The 20,614-nt window shown below is 54.1% G+C and carries 16 protein-coding genes; 9 read left to right on the forward strand and 7 right to left on the reverse strand.

The genetic code is table 11. The features are described 5' to 3' along the window. Window positions 1–42 precede the first annotated feature (42 nt). Entirely contained in the window at window positions 43–1,161 is a 1,119-nt protein-coding gene (locus AB8B75_RS01760) for an acetoin utilization protein AcuC (RefSeq protein WP_405359359.1), read from the forward strand. A gap of 113 nt (window positions 1,162–1,274) precedes the next feature. On the opposite strand, the gene AB8B75_RS01765 is transcribed toward AB8B75_RS01760, so the two are convergent. The 4 genes from AB8B75_RS01765 to AB8B75_RS01780 all read right to left on the reverse strand — a co-directional run bounded on the left by AB8B75_RS01765 (window position 1,275) and on the right by AB8B75_RS01780 (window position 6,053). Then, on the reverse strand, window positions 1,275–1,484 hold the full coding sequence (locus AB8B75_RS01765; RefSeq protein ID WP_405359361.1) for a hypothetical protein: 210 nt from the start codon (window positions 1,482–1,484) through the stop codon (window positions 1,275–1,277). 466 nt (window positions 1,485–1,950) lie between these two features. Next, window positions 1,951–3,435, reverse strand: a complete 1,485-nt coding sequence (locus AB8B75_RS01770) for an ABC transporter substrate-binding protein (RefSeq protein WP_405359363.1) — start codon at window positions 3,433–3,435, stop codon at window positions 1,951–1,953. A 14-nt stretch (window positions 3,436–3,449) separates the two neighbouring features. After that, window positions 3,450–4,736 carry an acetylornithine deacetylase/succinyl-diaminopimelate desuccinylase family protein gene (locus tag AB8B75_RS01775; RefSeq protein ID WP_405359365.1) on the reverse strand — a complete coding sequence of 429 codons (1,287 nt, stop codon included), beginning with the start codon at window positions 4,734–4,736 and terminating at the stop codon, window positions 3,450–3,452. 60 nt (window positions 4,737–4,796) lie between these two features. Beyond that, a complete protein-coding gene (locus AB8B75_RS01780; RefSeq protein WP_405359366.1) occupies window positions 4,797–6,053 on the reverse strand; it encodes an aminotransferase class V-fold PLP-dependent enzyme in 1,257 nt (418 codons plus the stop codon). Window positions 6,054–6,261: 208 nt separating this feature from the next. Between AB8B75_RS01780 and AB8B75_RS01785 the strand changes: the two genes are divergently transcribed. After that, entirely contained in the window at window positions 6,262–7,167 is a 906-nt protein-coding gene (locus tag AB8B75_RS01785; protein ID WP_405359368.1) for a YihY/virulence factor BrkB family protein, read from the forward strand. A 71-nt stretch (window positions 7,168–7,238) separates the two neighbouring features. On the opposite strand, the gene AB8B75_RS01790 is transcribed toward AB8B75_RS01785, so the two are convergent. Next, complete coding sequence (locus AB8B75_RS01790) at window positions 7,239–8,048, reverse strand: response regulator (protein WP_405359370.1); 810 nt, start codon at window positions 8,046–8,048, stop codon at window positions 7,239–7,241. A gap of 106 nt (window positions 8,049–8,154) precedes the next feature. Between AB8B75_RS01790 and AB8B75_RS01795 the strand changes: the two genes are divergently transcribed. The 3 genes from AB8B75_RS01795 to AB8B75_RS01805 are packed head-to-tail and all read left to right on the forward strand — an operon-like array spanning window position 8,155 to window position 10,595. Continuing rightward, on the forward strand, window positions 8,155–8,313 hold the full coding sequence (locus AB8B75_RS01795) for a NepR family anti-sigma factor (RefSeq protein ID WP_405359424.1): 159 nt from the start codon (window positions 8,155–8,157) through the stop codon (window positions 8,311–8,313). After that, window positions 8,310–8,867, forward strand: a complete 558-nt coding sequence (locus tag AB8B75_RS01800) for an RNA polymerase sigma factor (protein WP_405359371.1) — start codon at window positions 8,310–8,312, stop codon at window positions 8,865–8,867. The genes AB8B75_RS01795 and AB8B75_RS01800 overlap by 4 nt, the downstream gene beginning before the upstream one ends. Before the next feature lie 3 nt (window positions 8,868–8,870). Continuing rightward, window positions 8,871–10,595 (forward strand): sensor histidine kinase, encoded by a 1,725-nt coding sequence (locus AB8B75_RS01805; RefSeq protein ID WP_405359373.1) that lies wholly within the window; start codon window positions 8,871–8,873, stop codon window positions 10,593–10,595. Window positions 10,596–10,858: 263 nt separating this feature from the next. Here the strand turns inward: AB8B75_RS01805 and AB8B75_RS01810 are convergent, their stop codons facing one another. Further along, complete coding sequence (locus AB8B75_RS01810) at window positions 10,859–11,425, reverse strand: cupin domain-containing protein (protein ID WP_405359375.1); 567 nt, start codon at window positions 11,423–11,425, stop codon at window positions 10,859–10,861. A 202-nt stretch (window positions 11,426–11,627) separates the two neighbouring features. Here AB8B75_RS01810 and gabT point away from each other — a divergent pair, with 202 nt between their 5' ends. Further along, entirely contained in the window at window positions 11,628–13,034 is a 1,407-nt protein-coding gene (gene gabT, locus AB8B75_RS01815; protein WP_405359377.1) for a 4-aminobutyrate--2-oxoglutarate transaminase, read from the forward strand. A gap of 49 nt (window positions 13,035–13,083) precedes the next feature. Here the strand turns inward: gabT and AB8B75_RS01820 are convergent, their stop codons facing one another. Beyond that, window positions 13,084–14,700 carry an FMN-binding glutamate synthase family protein gene (locus AB8B75_RS01820; RefSeq protein WP_405359378.1) on the reverse strand — a complete coding sequence of 539 codons (1,617 nt, stop codon included), beginning with the start codon at window positions 14,698–14,700 and terminating at the stop codon, window positions 13,084–13,086. A gap of 543 nt (window positions 14,701–15,243) precedes the next feature. Between AB8B75_RS01820 and AB8B75_RS01825 the strand changes: the two genes are divergently transcribed. The 3 genes from AB8B75_RS01825 to AB8B75_RS01835 all read left to right on the forward strand — a co-directional run bounded on the left by AB8B75_RS01825 (window position 15,244) and on the right by AB8B75_RS01835 (window position 20,602). Then, window positions 15,244–16,302, forward strand: coding sequence for a carbon-nitrogen hydrolase family protein (locus AB8B75_RS01825; protein WP_405359379.1), 1,059 nt, complete (start codon window positions 15,244–15,246; stop codon window positions 16,300–16,302). Between the two features lie 75 nt (window positions 16,303–16,377). After that, on the forward strand, window positions 16,378–19,128 hold the full coding sequence (locus tag AB8B75_RS01830; RefSeq protein WP_405359380.1) for an aminotransferase class I/II-fold pyridoxal phosphate-dependent enzyme: 2,751 nt from the start codon (window positions 16,378–16,380) through the stop codon (window positions 19,126–19,128). Then, the gene (locus AB8B75_RS01835; RefSeq protein ID WP_405359382.1) at window positions 19,088–20,602 is read left to right on the forward strand and encodes a biotin carboxylase; all 1,515 of its coding nucleotides are present in this window, start codon (window positions 19,088–19,090) and stop codon (window positions 20,600–20,602) included. The genes AB8B75_RS01830 and AB8B75_RS01835 overlap by 41 nt, the downstream gene beginning before the upstream one ends. The last annotated feature ends 12 nt before the right edge of the window (window positions 20,603–20,614 follow it).

Consider the following 20,614-nt stretch of genomic DNA (forward strand, 5'->3'; position numbering starts at 1 on the left):
AGAGGGGTTGTTGAGCCGCGACAATGGTTTACCTCTGGCAGCATGGATCAACCGCGTTTTATCGGAGCAGAGATTTTCCGCCATTCCAGTTATGGCCGCTGGCATCCGCTTCGGGTGCCTCGGGTTAGTACTGTGATGGATCTGTCTCGCGCCTTGGGCTGGTTACCAAGGGATCAGTTCATCACCGCGCCGCGTGCCAAGGCCAAGGCTTTGACCGCTTGGCACACCACCGACTACATCAGCGCCTTGAAACGGGTGGAAGCGGATCAGACAGCGACCCTGCACGATACCGAACGTCACAACCTGGGGTCTGTCACCAACCCTGTGTACCCGGAGATTTTTCGACGCCCTGCCACTGCGGCAGGCGGTTCTTTACTGGCGGGCGAACTGCTGCGGGACGGCGGCGTGATTTACAACCCACCCGGCGGTACGCATCATGGTATGCCGGATCGCGCAAACGGGTTTTGCTATCTCAATGACCCGGTTTTGGCGATGCTAAGTTTGCGCCGCAATGGTGTGCGGCGGCTCGCCTATGTTGATATCGACGCACATCACTGCGATGGCGTGGCGGTCGGGTTTCAGGGCGATCCTGAGTGCCTGATGATATCTGTTCATGAAGAAGGGCTGTGGCCCCGCACTGGCAAATTGGAGGATACGGCGGGGAGTTCTGCACTCAACCTACCTGTGCCACGCGGGTTGAACGATAGCGAAATGGCTTTCATTCGCGAGGCTCTGATTGTGCCTCAAGTGACAGCATTCCGCCCTGATGCGATCGTCTTGCTTTGCGGTGCCGATGGTGTCGAAGAAGATCCGCTGGCGCATTTGAAACTTTCCAACAACGCACATTGGGCAGTTGTGCGGGCCTTGATGGGTATGGCGCCGCGGTTTCTTGTTCTGGGTGGCGGCGGGTATAACCCATGGTCGGTTGGGCGACTTTGGACGGGCGTGTGGGCCACATTGAATGGTCACACTGTGCCGGAACGGTTGCCCTCTGATGCCGAAGCTGTTCTCCGCAGCCTGACATTTGAAGGGAACCGGCGCGGCAAAAACCCGCCTGAGCATTGGTTTACAACGTTGCGCGACGCCCCGAGAGAAGGCCCGATCAGGGATACAGTCAAGGACCGCGTCAGATTTTTGACGCACCGCCGAAACAGGAATTGACGGGTACAAAAATTGCCAACGCTGCAAGAGTGTCAGCATTCTGCGGATTTGGAAGGCTTTGTAACCGAATAGCGTGGTTTTTGGTATTCTCGTGCCAAGCCTGTCCGTTGTTTTTAAACCGGCATGTTGTCGAACAGATCTTCGATGGCTTCTTCTTTGAGTGCTGTATTGAGCCGATGCAGGCGTTTTGGAACCACCTCGCCGTGTGCGGTAAGTGTCGCGATTACGCGATCAAATGCGGGCAGCAAGGCCAATCTCTCCTTGTGCGACGCATTTTCGATCTGCTTTTCCAATTCTGCGGCGCGTTCTGCAAGGTCGGTCAAGGCGAGCTCCTTTCGGGCAAAACAGGGGTGGGAAAAGGTGCGGCAACTGTTTGGTCTTAGACTTTAGTCTGTATAGGGTACACGTACGGGTAGAAAATTTGCAAGGAGTTTTGCTCAGCAGTTTGGCACGTTTGTTCGAGGGGGGCGTCGGGACGTATCCCTCAGCCCCGCTCAAAGCTCCCAGGGTCTTGCAACTGTGGATTTACCGAGTGTTCGAAGTGAGATTACACAAATAGTATTTGATTTGTAACGATCCCTTTTCCGGTCAGATCTGTATCGATTTGAAGCGAAATTGCCATGAACTGACACAAAACCCGTCAATCGTTCGCTTATCATTGTTCAAAGTCGCGTTCATTTTCAACCGATATGCCCAAGCATCCAGAGCTGCCGGGCCTTTTAGACGCAGCGCGGGCCTGATGACAAAACACCCTGGCCCGTGCCCAGATCGGTTCCACCGCTATTTTGTTTATTCAACCCAGGACACACCGGTGAGATCGGTGGCTTGAGTGGGTGCGTTGGCCCAAAGACCTTGCAATTCCTTTTTGGCGACCGAAAGTTGCGCCAACTGAAACAGGTAGCCGTTGACGTAGTCATCCGCGATCATTTGCTGCGCGTCGCCCATCATGGTTTGGCGCATGTCTGGGTCCGTCGTGCTGTTCAGTTTCGTGATCAGCGCCTGAAAATCAGGGTTGTCATACTGGAAGTAATAGTCTGGATTGGCATAGATACCGATGTCCATGGGTTCGGTATGGCTGACAATTGTCAGGCCGAAGTCCTTGCCGCGAAAAACAGATTCCAACCATTGTGCCCATTCAACGTTGGTGATCTTGGCGGTGATCCCGACTTCGGCCAATTGCGCCGCGATGATCTCGCCGCCTCGCCGGGCGTAGGAGGGAGGTGGCAGGTAAAGAGTCGTTTCAAATCCATCTGCCAGACCGGCCTCTGCCAAGAGTGCCTTTGCTTTTTCTGGGTCATGGTTCGACTGATCTGTCAGGTCCTTATAGGCGGGATTATGCGGGGCAAAATGCGTCCCAATCGGCGTGCCATACCCAAACATCGCCCCGTCAATGATGGCTTGCCTGTCAATAGCATGTGCCAGGGCCTGCCGTACCAGGGGGTTGTCGAAAGGTGGCATCTTGTTGTTGGTCGACAGAATGGTTTCGCCTTCGGTTGAACCAACCAACACCTGGAAACGAGGGTCTGCTTCGAATTGCGGCAGATTTTCCGGTGCTGGGAAGGCTGAAAAATAATCAATGTCCTCTGCCATCATGGCAGCAAAAGCCGCCGTGGGATCAGAGATGAATTTGAACGTGGCGGTCTCCAGTGCTGCGGGTGCGCCCCAATACGCCTCGTTCTTGGCCAATTCGATCTTGTCGCTTTGCACCCACTCAACAAATTTGAAGGCACCCGTTCCGATCGGCGTCTGTTTGATCGTATCGATGCTCTCAGGTGCGACAATCACCGCGTCACCCCAGGCGAGATTGAAGAGCATATTGCCGTTCTGTTCACTCAACGTGATCTGGACGGTCAGCGGGTCGAGAACGTCTACGTTCGAAATCGCCGCATATAGTGCCTTTTGCGCATTGGCGCTGTCTTCTGCAAGGATACGATCAAGTGAAAATTTTACATCCTCCGCATCCATGGTCGTGCCATCGTGAAACGTAACGCCCTCCTGCAAGGAGAACGTATAGACCAGACCGTCATCCGAGATTTCCCAGCTTTTTGCGAGGCCGGGCACAACAGACCCATCCGCCACAAAACGCGTCAGACCTTCGAACACATTGGAATAGAGCACGGAGTCAATCGCGCCCGCCGCTGCGGAGGTCGGATCAAGATGCGGCGGCTCCAGTTGCAGCGCGACGGTGATATCCGATTTGGCATGTGCGACCCCAAGGCTGGCCATGAGCGCAACCGCGCTGGCCATGCTGAGCCGAGTAAAAAAGTGTTTCATGGATCTTGGTCCCCTTATGCGTCGTTTTTGGGCAGCAACAGTGATTCCAGCGCGGCCCCCATGACCTTGGCGCTGTCGATCATATCATCAATGCCGACATATTCATCCGGTTTATGCGCCAGTTCCAGAATGCCAGGCCCGTAGGCGATGCAATTCTTGAGTTTGCCAATGCGGTCAATGTGTTTTTGGTCATAGGTGCCCGGTGAAGCCACATATTGCGGTTCCTTACCCATAACGTCCTCAATGGCTCGCGCGACGGTTTGCACGACCGGTGCGTCTTGGTCCGTCATGGAGGGTAGTACCGAATTGATTTCGGTCAGTTCATAGTCGAAATCTGCACGGCTGGCCTTAAGCCCTTCCAGCAGGGTGGTGACCTCTTCGCGGACCTGATCCAACGGTTCTTCCATCAAAAACCGCCGGTCGATCACGATCCGGCAGGCATCTGGGACGCAATGCGCGGGCAGGCCGGTGAAATCGTCACTTTGCTCGGGCTGCCCGCCGTGGATTGAATTTATGTTCATGGTTGATTGACGTGCCCCATCTGGCACCACAGGCATGTCGGTATGGCGCGCGGCCATCGCCGGAAAAAGCTTGTCTTCGAATACGTTCAAAACCGCCCCCATATGGCGCACCGCACAATCGCCCAAAAACGGCATAGAGCCGTGGGCGATCTCCCCTTTGGTTTCGATCTCGGCCCACCATCCACCTCGGTGCCCCAAGCAAATCCGGTCTTTGTTGAGCGGTTCGGGGATGATCACATGCTGCACGCGTTTAGGATCAAAAAACCCCTGTTCCGCGAGATATGCCACGCCGCCATAGCCACCCGATTCCTCATCTGCTGTGCCAGAGATTTCAATGGCACCGGAGAAAATGGCATGTGTTTCGATGAAGGCTTCCGCAGCGATAATCGATGTGGCGAGCCCGCCCTTCATGTCGCAGGCGCCGCGTCCGTAAATCTTGCCGTCCTTCTCCGAGCCGCCAAAAGGCTCCATCGTCCAACCGCGCCCTACCTCGACCACGTCCGTATGGCTGTTGAAATGCACACAATCTCCCGGTCCGCGCCCCTCACGTCGGGCGATAATGTTCCAACGCGGGTACTTTTCGCTGTCGCCAGGGGTGCCCTTGGCCCGGATCAGTTGCGTTCCAAAACCATGTTTGTTGAGCCGTCTGTCCAGATATTCACAAATGTCGCGATAGTTTTCGCCCGGGGGATTCAGCGTGGGGATGCGGATCAGGTCACGCGTCAAAGCGATCAGGTCCGCGCGTTTCGCGACAATGGCGTCTTGAAGGGGTCCGTTCATCTTTTCAGTCTTGAGCCTGACGCCCGGAATGGCAAGCTCGACGGCTGGACAGGCGGTATGTCAGTCATCGGCAAGGTCGTTCATGGCTGCGAGAAACTGATTGACCTCTTCGATGCTATTATAATGGCACATCGACACACGTACTGCAGCCTCAAGACCAAGCGGTGTCAGAATATTGCCGGAATAATGATCGGCCTTTCGGATGTGAGTGCGAATACCGCGTGCGTTGAGATGAGATACGATGTCCCCTGCAGGCGTTTGACCAAGCGCAAAGCACACCAAACCCTCGCGTTTTGAGTTGTCCACGCCGCCCAAAATCGTAACGCTTGGCAATTCTGCAATCCCCCTCAGATTGCCCGTACCATGCAGCATGGCTTGCGTCAGCGTCCATTCATGCGCGCGTATGGCGGCGCCCGCGGCCTCGATCCGGGTGCGCCGATTGGGGCTGTCTGAGTGCCGCGTGCCCAGCCAGTCGAGGTAGTGAACGACATTTGAAAACGTTGCGTAGGCACCGGTGTCGCGCGTGCCCATCTCCCATGTGTCGCGTGGCCCGCCGGTGAGTTGTTCCAGCGGTAAAGCGGTCATGCGGTCCGACACCCAAGCCACGCCATACCCGTGCCGGGAAAACACCTTGTAGGGAGAAACGACATAGCCATCGATGTCATAAGCGGCGATGTCGATATGTCCGTGACTGGCATGCTGGATGCCGTCGACAATAATAAAAGCATCCGGCGTGACCTGCCTGATGGCTGCGGCAATGCCTTTCACGTCGTTGGCAATGCCGGTGACCGGGGAGGTGTGCAAGATGGTTGCAACTCGCACTTCTGGTGTCATCAAGGAGGCATAGGCCTCCGGACTTACCGATCCGGTTGCATCGTCATGCGGGACCGAAATATAGCCTTTGCCCGCCTTTTCCGCCCAGTGTGTTGCCGCAGAACGGGATGCAGGGTGTTCAACCGTAGACCCGATTACCACACCATCCGGCGCTGAGCCCATGACGGCAGTGCGAACGAGACGGAATATCAGTTCTGTGCCGCTTTCACCTACAAAAAACTGCCCGCCATTGGGGTGAAAGAAATCCGCCATGTCCAATTTGGCTTGCCGTATCAGGTCAACCAACGCGTGGGCTGCAGGGTTATCACGCCCCTGATTGTCAGGAATGGCGGCAAACTTCGCCGAAGTTTCTGCAACAGATTTCAGGGTCAGGGCACCACCCGCGTTCTCGAAAAAGATACGCGGACCCTGAAACGGGCAGTTTTCCACATGCGCAAAACGCGCCCGCACATCGGTCATCAGGTCAAGGGAAAAGGCTGACATCGCCACTCCTATTGCACATGTTTCACAGGCCTCATTCAGGCGGAACCAAGTCCCATGTCAACCGACATTCACGGTCCACACTAGCCTCATTGGAGAAATTTTGCGATGCAATAGGGACATACAAATCACCCCAAGCCGGTTCATCCACCGGCACCAAGAAATTTGCACTATCGTATTGGTTGTTGGATCGGGTACAACGACAGGTAGCATGTCGACAACACCACGATTAAAATCAACTTTCTCCTGGTCTGCCCTGATTGCCGCTCTGCGCCAAATCAGCAGCAACAACCTAGGCCTTATCGCGGCCGGGGTTGCATTTTATTCAATGTTGTCTGTTTTTCCTGCATTGGCTGCTTTGATCGCTATTGTCAGTCTGATCGCCAATCCTGCGGTGGTTGTCGTACAGCTCGAAGAGGTGCGCGGGCTTATGCCGGATGCGGTCTACGACATTCTGAACGCGCAGATTGTTGGTCTGGTCAGCACCAGTTCCGGCACTTTGGGGTGGGCGGGGTTGATTTCTTTGGCCGTGGCGCTCTGGTCCGCCCGTGCGGGTGTGGGCGCCATGATGCATGGGTTGAACCTGGTCTACGATCAAAAGGGCCGCACGAGCCTGCGCCACTACTTTCGTGCTCTGGTGCTCACGATTAGCTTGCTAGGGGTGGGCGTTATTTCAATGCTAACCATCGTGATCACCCCGCTTGTGTTGTCCTTCTTTTCCCTTGGCTCTTTTACTTCCTGGGCGTTGGAAATTTTGCGATGGGCCGTCGCGATTGTGGTCATCTTTGCGGGAATAGGGTTGCTGTATCGTTTCGGCCCCAATCGCAAAGGGGCCAATATCGGTTGGCTGACGCCCGGGGCACTCATGGCAGGCACCTCCTGGGCGTTGATGTCGATTGCCTTTTCCTACTACGTTGCCAATTTTGGCAACTACAACGAGATTTACGGGTCGATCGGTGCAGTTATTGCCATGTTGATCTGGCTCTGGATCAGCAGTTTCCTTGTTTTGTTGGGTGCGGCGCTAAACGCTGAATTGGAAAACCGCCAAACCGCGCCACCATCTGACGAACGCGTTGCGGACCAAGCCGTCCATCAGGCCAATGAGGCAGCGGAATAGCTACCCAAGATCAGGTTGACCGATACCAGTTGATTGCTCGGCCCTGACACAATGGCAGGGCCGTTCTTGTTTTAAGCTTTGAGAGTTTCTGTAGAGGAAAAGAACATCGCCTGGCTGACCGCAGAGATCACCTGATCTTCGGTGTAGGGTTTTGAGATTAAAAAGGCGGGTTCATGTTTGTCGCCGGTCAGCAGGCGTTCCGGAAAAGCAGTGATGAAGATGACCGGACGTTCTCCCAGTGATGCGATCAGATCATTGACCGCATCGATCCCGGAAGAATTATCCGCCAGCTGAATGTCCGCAAGAATCAGGTCCGGTGTCTCAGCAGCGCCCAAAGCTACGGCTTCGCTGCGCGTTCTGGCGACACCGGTCACGCGGTGGCCCATTTCTGACACGATGCTTTCGATATCCATGGCGATGATGGATTCGTCTTCGATGATCATCACCGAACCAGACACTGCATCAGCCATCTCGCGGCGCGCGATCTGCACCAGCTCTTCGGCTTCTCCCTGATCGATCCCAACGATCTTACCAATCTCACCAAAACTGAACCCCTCAACGCTGTGTAACAAAAGGGCTTCGCGACTGTTGGCGGTCAAACGCGCTAGATGTTTTTGCGCCCGCGCCTGCAATCCACTTTCGCCAATATCCACCGGCGCACCCGCGCTGGACCAAATACCATAAAGCGTGCGGAACACACCCGTTTTCACGGAAACGCCCTCCAAAACGGAGCGATCGATCAAGATTGCCTCCAATGCGGCGGCGGCGTATTGGTCACCGCTGCTCTGACTGCCTGTCATTGCGCGCGCAAACCGACGCAAGAAGGGTAATACAGTGCCAAGTTCTGCGCTGATATCCGGGGTCACGGTACCGTCCGACATACAAAGTCTTCCTTTTTTACTTTTCTTGGAACAAAACGCGTATTCATGTGTTTAGTTCCGATGCAGGTGGGATTTTTTTAAATCTTCTCGGAGAATGATTAGCAGTATGGATCAGCACGGTGCGAACAGGAAACGCGAAAGCGTCATAGACGAAAACTTGAAACGCGTTTTCGAAGAAACGCTGGAAGAAGGAATTCCGGACCGATTCCGGGATCTTTTGGATGCGCTCAAACGACAGGACAATCCTTCAGGATCGCAAAAATGAGCGGGCCTGACCCAAGAGATGAGTTGATTGAGCATTTGCCTGCCATGCGCGCGTTTGCTATCAGTCTGACCCGGAACAACGCAACGGCCGATGACATGGTGCAGGACACCTTGGTCAAAGCCTGGACCAACATCGAAAAGTTCCAAGTGGGCACTAACATGCGCGCCTGGCTTTTCACTATATTGCGTAACAATTATTATTCGTCCCGGCGCCGTGCGCAACGAGAGGTTGCTGATCTGGACGGCAAACATACCGAAGCATTGGCGGAAAAGCCGGCCCATGACGGCCGCCTTCAAATGAAAGATTTCCGCTGCGCTTTTGCACAGTTGAGCGATGAGCAACGCGAGGTTTTGCTGCTGGTGGGTGCCTCCGGGTTTTCCTATGACGAGGCGGCGGAAATGTGTGGTGTGGCTGTTGGTACAATCAAAAGCCGGACCAATCGGGCGCGGCAACGTTTGGCAGAATTGATGCACCTTGAAGACGACGACGCATTGGAAATGACGGATGACGCGACCATGTCCGTTCTGACAGCGGCCAAAGCTGCGTCTTTCTGAGGAATGACTGGCGGTTTTCTGGACGGCGATGTTTTCCGGGGTCTCGCCTTCCGGATTCTGGTTTTCTTGTCATTGGCGCTGCTACCTTTTGGATTGATCGCCGTGTTTCAGACACGTGAAATTGCGCGCCAAGCTGACACAAATGCGGAATTGTCTCTTCTGGGACTGACTGAACAGGCATCCGGTGCCGAACGTACAATTATTCAAGAAGGGTTTGGCGCCGCCGAAGCTCTGAGTTCCATTGTACGCCTTTTCGCAAATGATCCAGAAGCATGCGTGTCTTTTTTGCAGGCCTATCAAAAAGCCTCGGACCGTTACTCGTTGATCGGCATCCTTCCTGCTGATGGTGTTATGACATGCTCGTCGGTCGGAGGAATTTATGACTTCAGCGCTTATCCGGATTTTGACGTAGCACTCGAGAAACCGCAGCGATCGGTTCTGATCAGCCGGACCGGACCGATCAGTGAGCAACCTGTTCTGGTGATCATGCACCCGCACTTTGAAGAGGGTGCATTTGTCGGTTTCACCACATTGTCCGTGCCCTTGACCGAACTGCGTGAGATGCCGGACGCACCCACTGACATGCGACCCCATGACGTGATTACCTTCAACGCTGCAGGTGAACTCCTGACATCTGACAGAGCCCGCTTGGTGACACTCTCGGATTTGCCACAAAACAGAAGCCTCAAGACACTTGTGGGTGCCAATACGACCGTTTTCGAAGGTCTGAACACCGAAGGCGATGATCGAGTGTACGCCGTGGTACCGATTGTGCCCGGCGTGGCCTATGCTATGGGTATCTGGCGACAAGATGTGGTTCTGGATGGGGCAGGCCAAACCAGCAAGCTCAGTATTTTTCTGCCAATTCTAATGTGGATCGCCAGCCTTGTGGTGGCTTTTTGGGCGATCAACCGACTGGCCATTCGTTACATTCGCAAATTGGGTCGCCAAATGCGAATTTTTGCATTCAACCGCTCCATGCCCCGCTCAACGCTTGGGTCTTCTGCGCCCCGCGAGTTCGTGGAAATCCAAAAGGCTTTCATGGGAATGGCGGATTCAATTATCCGTGATGAAGCTTCTCTGGAAGATTCTTTGCGTGAAAAGAACATCCTTCTGAAAGAAGTTCATCACCGGGTCAAAAACAATCTGCAATTGATTTCGTCTATCATGAATATGCAGATAAGGCGTGCTCCGACCGACGAATCCCGCCAAGTGTTACGTCGGTTGCAGGAGCGCATCCTCAGCCTCGCAACGGTGCACAAAAACCTCTACCAAAGCGAAGGATTGGAGCGCGTGGACGCTGGTGCATTGGTCGAGGAGATCGTGGGTCAATTGCTGGTGGTTGGATTGCCCGCCGGGTCTGCGGTGCAGGTCGAGCAATCCTATGAACCGGTGCAATTGGATACGGATGACGCGGCACCCCTCACGCTTTTGGTTTCCGAAGCTGTCACTAACGCGATGAAGTACATTGGCTCTGAAAGCCCGACGCATTCGGCGCGACTGGACATATCTCTGACGCAACCGGATATGGAAAAGGCCGTCTTTTCTATCAGGAATACCATTGGCAAAGCGCCCACCGCTGAGGGAACAGGACTGGGTATGCAATTGATCAATGCCTTTGCACGACAGTTGAATGCACAGGTTACATCGCGCATAGAAGGTCAGTGCCACACGCTGGAACTGGAGTTTCCCGTGCCACATCGCACAAAGGTCTCCCAAGACTATTAATTCTACTGGAACCATTGTCGCCCGCGCGCGTTGGTTTGTTACACAACCGCAATGGGAGCCAGTCGTGGACACGGATGTATTCTTAATGGGCCTTGCAACACTTACGGTGGTTGCTGTGCTTGTGTTCGTTTTTACTGGCGGGAGTGTCAACAAGCACAGAGACGACTACGACTGACCCGCACCTTCGCGTGTTGATGGCCTAGGGCCACTTTTCAACGCAAGCCCAAAAAGGGAACTGTTTTTGGCACTATCGAAGTTTTTAGTTAAAAACTCGGCGGCGTACAGGCGCTAATGATTTCGCAGTCGACATCCGCTGTGTTGCGAAACCGGTGGGGCAGGGTGCTGTTGAACAAATAGCCGTCGCCCGGACCCAGCACGCGCACTTCATCACTCACCGTGATTTCAATCCGGCCTTTTACGACCACGCCAGCCTCTTCTGCTTTATGACTAAGCAGTTCCGGCCCTGTATCTGCGCCTGGAGCATAACGTTCGTGCAATACTTGCAACGCATGTTCCTGCGCATTGCCAAGCTGTCTGAGCGATAACAATTGCGAGGCTGTCCCTGACAACTCCGGTGGGGCGATTTCGGTAAACTCATCTGCGGCATAGAAATACCTGCTCTGTGGGTTTTCCTCGAGCGTACTGAAAAACTCCGCCATGGAAATCTGGATTGCATCCAGCAAGCTTTTGAGCGACGCCACGGACGGGCTGGTCTTGTTCTGTTCAATCAGTGATATGGTGCCATTGGTCAGGCCCGCCCGTGTCGCCAGTTCCCGCTGCGAAAGCCCACGTTTTTTGCGTATTGCGCGCAGTTTGTGTCCGATATCCAACGTTTGAAATCCTCGCCTGCCAAATGACACTTTGGTTTTACTTGCTTTTTTAGACAGTAGGCAGGCCTTGCTGACAATCCTTTTCTGATTGCTTCGAACATCAAGGGAAAAGCCCTTCCAGAATCTTGATTGACAATTAAATTAAACGGCGTATCGCTATATTAAACGCATGACTTTCCCTCCCCATCGAAGGACTGACCTTATGGCCACTTCTGCAAAATCCGCCCCTCAGAAAACTGCCGAAAAAAAATCGCGCAAGCCGCGGGCGCCCAAAGCGCCTAAGATCGCTGTGGTTTCAACCACGCCAGCCGAGCAGACCAATGCCGCCCTCCTGGCGCGCCGCGAAGCTGCAGTTCCGCGCGGTGTTGCTTCCGCGGCGCCCGTTTTTGCGGATATGGCCGAAAATGCTGAACTCTGGGACGTAGAAGGCAACCGTTACATTGACTTCGCGGGCGGCATCGCGGTTTTGAACACCGGACACCGGCACCCTGCAGTTGTTGCTGCTGCCAAGGCACAAGAAGATAAATTCACCCACACGTCTTTTCAGGTGGTGCCCTATGAAACCTATGTAGCACTGGCAGAAAAGCTAAATTCACTCGCGCCAGGGGCTCATGACAAAAAGACCCTATTGGTGACTACCGGGGCAGAAGCTGTTGAAAATGCGGTAAAAATAGCACGCGCAGCGACGGGAAGGCCGGGTGTTATTGCTTTTACAGGCGGTTACCATGGCCGTACTCTGCTGACTCTCGGCATGACGGGTAAAGTCAGCCCTTACAAAAAAGACATAGGTCCTTTTCCGTCCGATATTTTCCGCGCCCCATTCCCATCTGTCCGTGACGGGATCACTGTTGAGGATGCGCTCACGGGCTTGCAAAACCTGTTCCTGACGGATGCGCAACCGGAGCGCATTGCCGCGATCATTATCGAGCCGGTTCTGGGCGAGGGGGGTTACACGCCTGTGCCCTTTGAAATGATGCGTGCCCTTCGTGAAATTTGCGACCAACATGGCATTTTACTGATCGCAGATGAGATCCAAGCAGGCTTTGGTCGCACTGGAACATGGTTCGCCATCGAGCACTCAGGCGTCGTGCCGGATCTGATCACCGTCGCCAAGTCCATGGCGGGCGGCTATCCAATTGCAGGTGTGATCGGACGTTCTGAAGTGATGGATGCAATGGAACCAGGCGGACTGGGCGGCACATACGGCGGCAACCCCGTGGCGTGTGCTGCGGCTTTGGCGGCCATCGAAGCCATTGAGAGTGAGGGGTTATTGGCGCGATCCCTGACATTGGGCGCGCATTTCCGCACCCGTTTCGCCGAGATTGGTGCGCGGGTCGCACCCTATAGGATGTGGGATATCCGTGGGTTAGGGGCAATGCTCGCCGTTGAGTTCGTGACTGATTTCGATACGGCAAAACCAGATGCTGGGTTGGTGAAATCCATCTGCGCCCATGCATTGAAGCGCGGTCTGATCCTCTTGGGCTGTGGGATGCATGGTAACGCGCTGCGCATCATGGTGCCGCTCACGGCATCCGATGAGATTGTCGACGAGGGAATTGCGATTTTCGAGGCCGCTTTGGCTGATGCCATTGCGGACCAAGCGGTCTGAAGCAACCCTAAAGATTAATGGAAGGGGTCTCGTTTCGAGGCCCCTTTTTCTAACTTGGCGGTGCAAAACTGGCAGCATCTGCCCGCGCCCATCGTTTACGGTAATCTGCGCCGATGTCATCGTTGGTACTGAGAAGGAAACCCTCGGGTAGGTAAGCGTAGGCTTCGCTGCCTTCCACCATTTTTTTATCCCCCATACGCACCATAAAGTGCTGCGGCATAAAATCACCGGGGTGGACCAAACCCGCGGCACCAGTGACTTCACCTAGCGCTTTCAGCGTGTTTTGATGAAACCGCGCCACGCGTTGGCTCTTTGAAGTTACGTCCAATGCTTTGGCGCGCAAAGGATCTTGGGTCGCGACGCCCACCGGACAGTGGTTTGTGTGGCACGCCTGCGCCTGAATGCATCCAATGGCAAACATAAATCCGCGCGCCGAATTGCACCAATCCGCCCCCAGCGCCAGCGCTCGCGCAATGTCGAAGGAGGACACCACTTTCCCAGCGGCGCCGATCTTCACTTGATCCCGTATGCCGGCACCGCGCAGCGTGTTGTTTACAAAAGTGAGCCCCTCTACCATTGGCATCCCGATGTGGTTGGCAAATTCAACAGGTGCCGCCCCTGTTCCGCCTTCGGTGCCATCCACAACGATGAAATCCGGAATGATTTTTGTTTCCAGCATCGCTTTGACCATACACATGAATTCCCGCCGGTGACCGATGCACAGCTTGAAACCGACAGGTTTTCCGCCGGACAACTCGCGCAACTGAGCAATGAAATGCATCATCTCAAGGGGCGTCGAAAAGGCCGAATGGGCCGCTGGCGACACACAATCCTTGCCCATGGGAATACCCCGCGCCTCGGCGATTTCCGAACTGATTTTGGAAGCAGGCAACATGCCGCCATGACCCGGTTTGGCGCCTTGCGATAGTTTCAATTCGATCATCTTGACCTGTTCAAGTGCCGCCGTTTTCTGGAACTTGTCCGGGTCGAATGTGCCGTTGTCGGCGCGGCATCCGAAGTACCCTGACGCAACTTGATAGATCAGGTCTCCACCCGCCTTTTTGTGATAGCGACTAACAGAACCCTCGCCAGTATCATGGGCGAAGCCGCCCAGCTTGGCACCCGTGTTCAAGGCTTCGATTGCATTTCCTGAGAGCGATCCGAAACTCATTGCAGAAATATTATACAAAGATGCCCGATATGGTTGTTGGCAAGCGCTGCCGCCAATTGTCACTCTGAAATCGGTGTCTTCGATTTCGATGGGGACAACGGAATGAGTTACCCAGGCGTAACCGGCATCATAGACCCGCATTCGTGTACCAAAGGGGCGTTTGTCTTCTTGACCCTTGGCGCGCTGATAGACAAGGCTGCGGGCATCTCGGGAAAATGGCTCTTCGTCTTGATCGGATTCGATAAGATATTGGCGAATTTCCGGGCGAATGCCCTCGAACAGAAACCGCATATGGCCCAGAACCGGGTAGTTTCTTAGAATGGAGTGGTCGGGTTGCCGAATGTCGTGAAGGCCCAACAGTGACATGGCGGCAAAAAATACCATAGGTATCAGCATCCAACCGGTCCAAAGAAGGGCAGCAATCAAGCAGATGAAACAAAGAACTAAGACGCTCGCAAAAGTAGCATATCGCATCATGGAACCGAAGTCAGGCATAGGTATATCCCATTGAAAAGACTGATGGATGATCTCAAAACACGCGGTGCATCAATCACGGAAAATTAAACAAGTGTCATGTTCGACGATTGCACGGCTGTGCGCAAGCGCCGCAAACTTTTAGAAGATGTCGGCATATGCCTTGATCAACCTACAAAAGGTTCCTACGCTTAACCAGAAGATGTTTTGCGAGGCGGATCAAAATTATTCATGGCTTTACGACTGTATACTCGATGAGCTTGGTTGGAACGTTTTGGTCTGCGATACGACACGATCCCACACGTCTTTTGATCTCGAAGGTTTGGTTTTTGGAAGGAATCACACATTCAGATGTTTAAAATTCTAACCAATTTCAGCTTCTGCAAGCGAGACTAAGGTGCCAGTTTTGGTAGCTCATTCGAAATTCCGCGGCCAAATAGCGAAGGAAACACCAATTTTTCGTATTCGACTATTCCAACTTTGTACTGATCGGCGTAGGCGCTTCCGATGCGACGGGAGATTTGGGCTGTTATGGTGCGATCCGTCGCGATGGAGTAGTGAATTATGAGCCCTTTCGCCATTGCCGGCGTGCAAATGTATGTCAACGCGCTGCAGTCAAACGTGGAGGGTATGATTCAACGGATGGACGTGTTGATGGCGCGCTTTCCCTGGACGCAAATGGTACTGTTCTCCGAATTGGCACCCTATGGCCCGCTAGACCGGTTTACGCAGGCCCCGCAGAACGATGCGCTTGACACATTTTGCGAAGCGGCACGCAAGCATCGCATCTGGTTGATCCCCGGATCAATGTTCCTGCGTGATCCGGAATCAGGGCTGATCTTCAACACCGCCGTTGTGATCAACCCCGATGGAGAGATCATTCGTCGCTATGCGAAGATGTTCCCGTTCCGGCCATATGAGACAGGTATTGCAGCCGGCACGGATTTCTGTGTTTTTGATGTGCCGGATGTGGGCCGGTTCGGGTTGTCGATCTGCTATGACATCTGGTTTCCCGAAACCACGCGTCAGTTGACGGCGCAGGGCGTGGAAGTGCTTTTGCACCCTGTATTGACCGGCACGACAGACCGTGATGCGGAACAGGCGATTGCGCGGTCCACAGCCGCACAGTTTCAATGTTATGTCTTCGATGTCAATGGCTTGGGGGCTGGTGGTGTCGGCAAGTCGCTTGTTGTTGATCCTTCCGCGCATGTCCTGCATCAGTCAGCCGGGCAAGAGGATATGTTCCCGATTGAGGTGGATTTGTCGACAGTTCGGCGTCAACGCGAAACCGGCATGAAAGGGTTGGGGCAAGTGCTCAAAAGCTTCCGCGACCGGTCGGTTGATTTTTCTGTATATGACAGAAAAAGCGGTACGGATTCCTATCTCATGACCCTAGGTCCGCTTGAAATTCCACAACAAGGGTCGCGCGCGGGCCTGCATGTGGATGTACCGGCGCAAAAAGTCCAAGAGACGCCTGCATATAAAGGAACTGCCTACGATACTTTGTCCGCTACACCATTTATACATGCGGCACCGACAACAACCGAGGCCAAGACAACAGAGCCAGTGGACCAAACCCTGACAGAACACACTCAGGGAAACGAAAAACAATCTAGCGGATAAGTTGCCGATTTTGTCCGCGCACTCGTGCCTGCGCGTCGCATAAATGGTGATTTACCCGCGCAGGGGAGGACACTTATGCATGCGATGAATGATTATTCTTCGGCCATACAACTGCGATCCGATCGATGGAGTGCGTTGCGCGAAGCGACATCCGCAATGAATCGCGATCCAAAGCCCAGCCAAATGGCCAAGTTGCAAACCAAGATTGAAGAGCTGTTTGCCTCATTGGCCATCATCGAACCTTATTGGGCGTTTCCGGGTATGTCCGCTTTTGACCACCTGCGGCGCCAGTTCGATCACGGGTCCTTTGGTGACTTGGAGTTTGCCGTCGGTCGGGTCACGCGCGCATTGACCACCGGCGCATACAGACGTCGTCACATTCCACTAGAGCGCGATAGCGTTGATCAGGATGAGCATGACGACGAAGCGATGTTGCCGCCAGAAGCGCGGGCCTTGGCCAAACCCTACTTCGAAGTTCTGATCGTCGATAACGTAAATGAGCATCAGGAACGTTGGCTCCGCAGTAACGTTTCGCGCATGCGCCGCCCGGAAGACCCGTTTCTTTATGAGGCGCTGGTGGTGCCGAGCCTCGAGGACGCACTCGTAGCTGTTTTGTTCAACCACAATATTCAGGCGATAGTGGTTCGCCCGGGTCTCGTGCTGAAATCAAAAATGGATCAGAGCATCATTTCGCGGTACCTCAACCGGGCAGGCGGGCAGGAAGAAATCGACAACATGCTGCCCGAGAACTACGGGCCTGAACTGTGCCGTTTGGTAGCCAGGGTGCGTCCGGAACTTGATGCCTATCTGGTCACGGAACGCTCGGTCGAAGAGATCGCAGGACTTGATCTGGGGATCTGTCGCCGGGTTTTTTACAACCAAGAAGACTTCATGGAGCTGCACCTCAATATTCTGCGCGGGGTACAGGCCCGCAACAAGACCCCCTTCTTTACGGCACTTGTGGAATACTCCAAACAACCTACCGGGGTTTTCCACGCCATGCCGATCAGCCGTGGTAAATCGATTACCCGTAGCCACTGGATCCAGGATATGGGGGCATTTTATGGACCAAACATATTTCTGGCAGAAACTTCCGCCACCTCTGGCGGTCTTGATAGCCTGCTGGAGCCCCATGGGCCGATCAAAGAAGCGCAAGAACTGGCCAGCCGGGCCTTTGGCTCAAAACAAACTTTCTTCGCCACAAATGGTACCTCGACCTGTAACAAGATCGTTGTACAAGCGCTTGTTCGACCCGGAGACATTGTGCTGGTCGACCGGGATTGCCACAAGTCACATCACTACGGGATGGTGCTGTCGGGCGCGCAGGTCTGTTACCTCGATAGCTATCCGCTCAACGAATATTCGATGTATGGCGCGGTCCCGCTGCGCGAGATCAAACACCGATTGTTGAAACTGAAAGCCCAAGGCAAACTCGACCGGGTGCGGATGCTGTTGTTGACCAACTGCACGTTTGACGGCCTGGTTTATAACGTCGAGCGCGTGATGGAAGAATGTCTGGCCATCAAGCCGGATTTGATCTTTTTATGGGATGAAGCCTGGTTTGCCTTCGCCCGGTTCAATCCCACCTATCGACAACGAACTGCGATGGCCGCCGCCAATACATTGCGCGCCAAGTTCCGCAGCGATCAGCACGCGAGCCTGTATGAGGCACAGCAATCGAAGCTGGTGGATTGCGACGATGAAAAACTGCTCGACACCCGGCTGGTCGCGCCGCCCAACGCGCGGGTCCGAGCCTATGGCACCCAGTCAACGCACAAGACGCTGACGTCGCTCAGGCAAGGATCGATGATCCACGTAAATGATCAGGATTTCAAAGGCGAGGTGGAACAGGCGTTTCACGAAGCCTACATGACCCATACCTCGACCTCGCCCAATTATCAGATCATTGCATCGCTCGACGTCGGGCGACGGCAGGTGGAGTTGGAAGGCTATGAGTTCGTCCAGCGTCAGATCGAGGCGGCGATGTCCATGCGTCGCGCGATCACCACACACCCGCTTTTACAGAAGTATTTCAAGGTATTGACCGCGGGTGACATGATCCCGGACCACCATCGGCAGTCCGGTGTCACCAGCTACTATGACGCAGAACAGGGCTGGACCGATATGTGGGATTGCTGGGAACAGGACGATTTTGTCCTCGACGCAACTCGCGTGACCTTGGCCGTAGGTGGAACAGGCTGGGATGGTGATACGTTCAAGACCGACATCCTGATGGACAAATACGGGATTCAGATCAACAAGACGTCACGCAATACAGTTTTGTTCATGACCAACATCGGCACCACGCGATCCTCGGTCGCCTATCTGATCGAAGTGTTGGTTGAGATTGCAAAATCCATTGACGATCGCTTGGATGATGCCAGCCGAATGGAGCGTTTGTCCTTTGACCGGCGCGTCAAGGCATTGATGGAAGACTTGCCGCCCTTGCCGGACTTCAGTCGTTTCCATGATGCGTTCCGCCAATGTGAAACCACCGGCGAGGGCGACATTCGGTCCGCGTTCTTTCTCGCATATGACGAGGCCAAATGCGACTATCTCGACATCAACGGCTCGCTTGGTGAGGCACTTAATGCCGGCGAAGAGGTGGTTTCCGCCAGTTTCATCATTCCCTATCCGCCCGGCTTTCCGATCTTGGTGCCGGGGCAGGTTGTCAGCAAAGAAATCCTGGCTTTCATGCTGGCGCTCGATGTGAGTGAAATCCACGGGTATCGGCCCGATCTGGGTCTCAGGGTCTTTACACAAGAAGCGTTGCAAACGCTCGTTCATGCCAAAACCAGCACAAAACTTGCCCCTGCGGCAGAGTAAGCGAACAGAGAGGACAGAAAACATGCCCGCCACGGTTCTGAAGAACATCTCGGAAATCCGACGGTATTTTCACCGTAATGAGGACCCGATCTACTTCATCTCAGCCACGAACTTCAACCTTCTGGGGCTGGATGAATGGGTGAAGAACTTCAAATACATTTGCTACATTGATTGTTATGGCGGCAAGCATCCGAATGTGTTTTGCCCCTCCGAGCAACCACATGCGGAATTCCAGTCCATTGAAGACATCAATAATTACCTGCTGCAGCACAAGGAGGTGATTGATTTCATCAGGCGGCGTGGCGGCAAGCCCAAGTTTGTCTTCTTGATGTTCGACGCAGAAACGGAGCGGTTGTCCAAGGAGTTGGGTGCGGATGTCTGGTTCCCCAAGGCCAAATTGCGCACCAAAATGGACAACAAGATCGAAACAGTACGCATCGGCAACAAGGCGGGTGTACCGTCTGTTCCAAACGTTTTGGCCGAGGTGAAGTCCTATGAAGATCTGAAGAAAACCTGCGAAAAAGCGAAGATCGGGCACGACTTGGTGCTGCAGTCGGCCTTTGGTGACAGCGGTCACACAACGTTTTTCATCAAATCCGAGGCCGATTTCCGCCGGCATGAGCATGAGATCATCGGCGAGGGTGAGATCAAAATCATGAAGCGGATCGACTGCAGGGGATCTGCAATCGAGGCTTGTGCCACCAAAGAAGGAACCATCGTTGGCCCCTTGATGACCGAGCTTGTCGGGTTCAAGGAACTGACACCTTATCGCGGTGGATGGTGCGGCAATGAAATTCTTTCCACGGCTTTCCCGCCAAAAGTGCGTGAACAGGCGCGGGATCTCACATTCAAATTCGGCGAGCAACTGCGCAAGGAGGGGTATCGCGGATACTTCGAGCTCGATTTTTTGATCGACAAGAAAACCGGCGATCTTTGGCTGGGCGAATTGAACCCGCGCATCACTGGCGCATCTTCCATGACCAACCACGCGGCTTTTGCTCATGCGGATGCGCCGTTGTTTCTGTTTCACCTGCTGGAGTTCTCTAAAAAGAAATTCAATCTGGACGTCGATGAACTGAATGCCCGCTGGGCCGACAGTGCCAACATCGACAGCTGGTCGCAGATGGTGATCAAACATACAGAAGACAGCGTGGATATCTGCTCATCGAGCCCGGAGACCGGTATCTACAAGATGCTGGAAGACGGTCGTGTGGTTTATGATCGGTTCGACTACCACCGCCGCGCCGTTGAATCGGAAAACGAGGCGTTTTTTCTGCGCATCCTGCAACCCGGGGATTACCGCTATGAAGGGGCAGACATTGGCATATTGGTGACGCGTGGTCGGTCGATGACAAAGGGTTTTCAGTTGAACGAACGCGCGAAAAAGTGGATCCATGGCATCAAACAGTCCGTGACAGCCAAACCACTGCCCACGGCAACAGCGCTGGCGGATCCGGCGTTCAAAATCCTGTAGCTCGAAAGGATT

Origin of the sequence: Roseobacter sp. (assembly GCF_045106495.1) — a bacterium.
Classification (GTDB): domain Bacteria; phylum Pseudomonadota; class Alphaproteobacteria; order Rhodobacterales; family Rhodobacteraceae; genus Roseobacter.

Bases quoted from the DNA above. Each gene is read 5' to 3' on its own strand.
- AB8B75_RS01760 (WP_405359359.1), top strand. From the start codon at position 43: ATGGATCAACCGCGTTTTATCGGAGCAGAGATTTTCCGCCATTCCAGT.
- AB8B75_RS01770 (WP_405359363.1), bottom strand. From the start codon at position 3,435: ATGAAACACTTTTTTACTCGGCTCAGCATGGCCAGCGCGGTTGCGCTC.
- AB8B75_RS01775 (WP_405359365.1), bottom strand. From the start codon at position 4,736: ATGAACGGACCCCTTCAAGACGCCATTGTCGCGAAACGCGCGGACCTG.
- AB8B75_RS01780 (WP_405359366.1), bottom strand. From the start codon at position 6,053: ATGTCAGCCTTTTCCCTTGACCTGATGACCGATGTGCGGGCGCGTTTT.
- AB8B75_RS01785 (WP_405359368.1), top strand. From the start codon at position 6,262: ATGTCGACAACACCACGATTAAAATCAACTTTCTCCTGGTCTGCCCTG.
- AB8B75_RS01790 (WP_405359370.1), bottom strand. From the start codon at position 8,048: ATGTCGGACGGTACCGTGACCCCGGATATCAGCGCAGAACTTGGCACT.
- AB8B75_RS01795 (WP_405359424.1), top strand. From the start codon at position 8,155: ATGGATCAGCACGGTGCGAACAGGAAACGCGAAAGCGTCATAGACGAA.
- AB8B75_RS01800 (WP_405359371.1), top strand. From the start codon at position 8,310: ATGAGCGGGCCTGACCCAAGAGATGAGTTGATTGAGCATTTGCCTGCC.
- AB8B75_RS01805 (WP_405359373.1), top strand. From the start codon at position 8,871: ATGACTGGCGGTTTTCTGGACGGCGATGTTTTCCGGGGTCTCGCCTTC.
- gabT (WP_405359377.1), top strand. From the start codon at position 11,628: ATGGCCACTTCTGCAAAATCCGCCCCTCAGAAAACTGCCGAAAAAAAA.
- AB8B75_RS01820 (WP_405359378.1), bottom strand. From the start codon at position 14,700: ATGCCTGACTTCGGTTCCATGATGCGATATGCTACTTTTGCGAGCGTC.
- AB8B75_RS01825 (WP_405359379.1), top strand. From the start codon at position 15,244: ATGAGCCCTTTCGCCATTGCCGGCGTGCAAATGTATGTCAACGCGCTG.
- AB8B75_RS01830 (WP_405359380.1), top strand. From the start codon at position 16,378: ATGCATGCGATGAATGATTATTCTTCGGCCATACAACTGCGATCCGAT.
- AB8B75_RS01835 (WP_405359382.1), top strand. From the start codon at position 19,088: ATGCCAAAACCAGCACAAAACTTGCCCCTGCGGCAGAGTAAGCGAACA.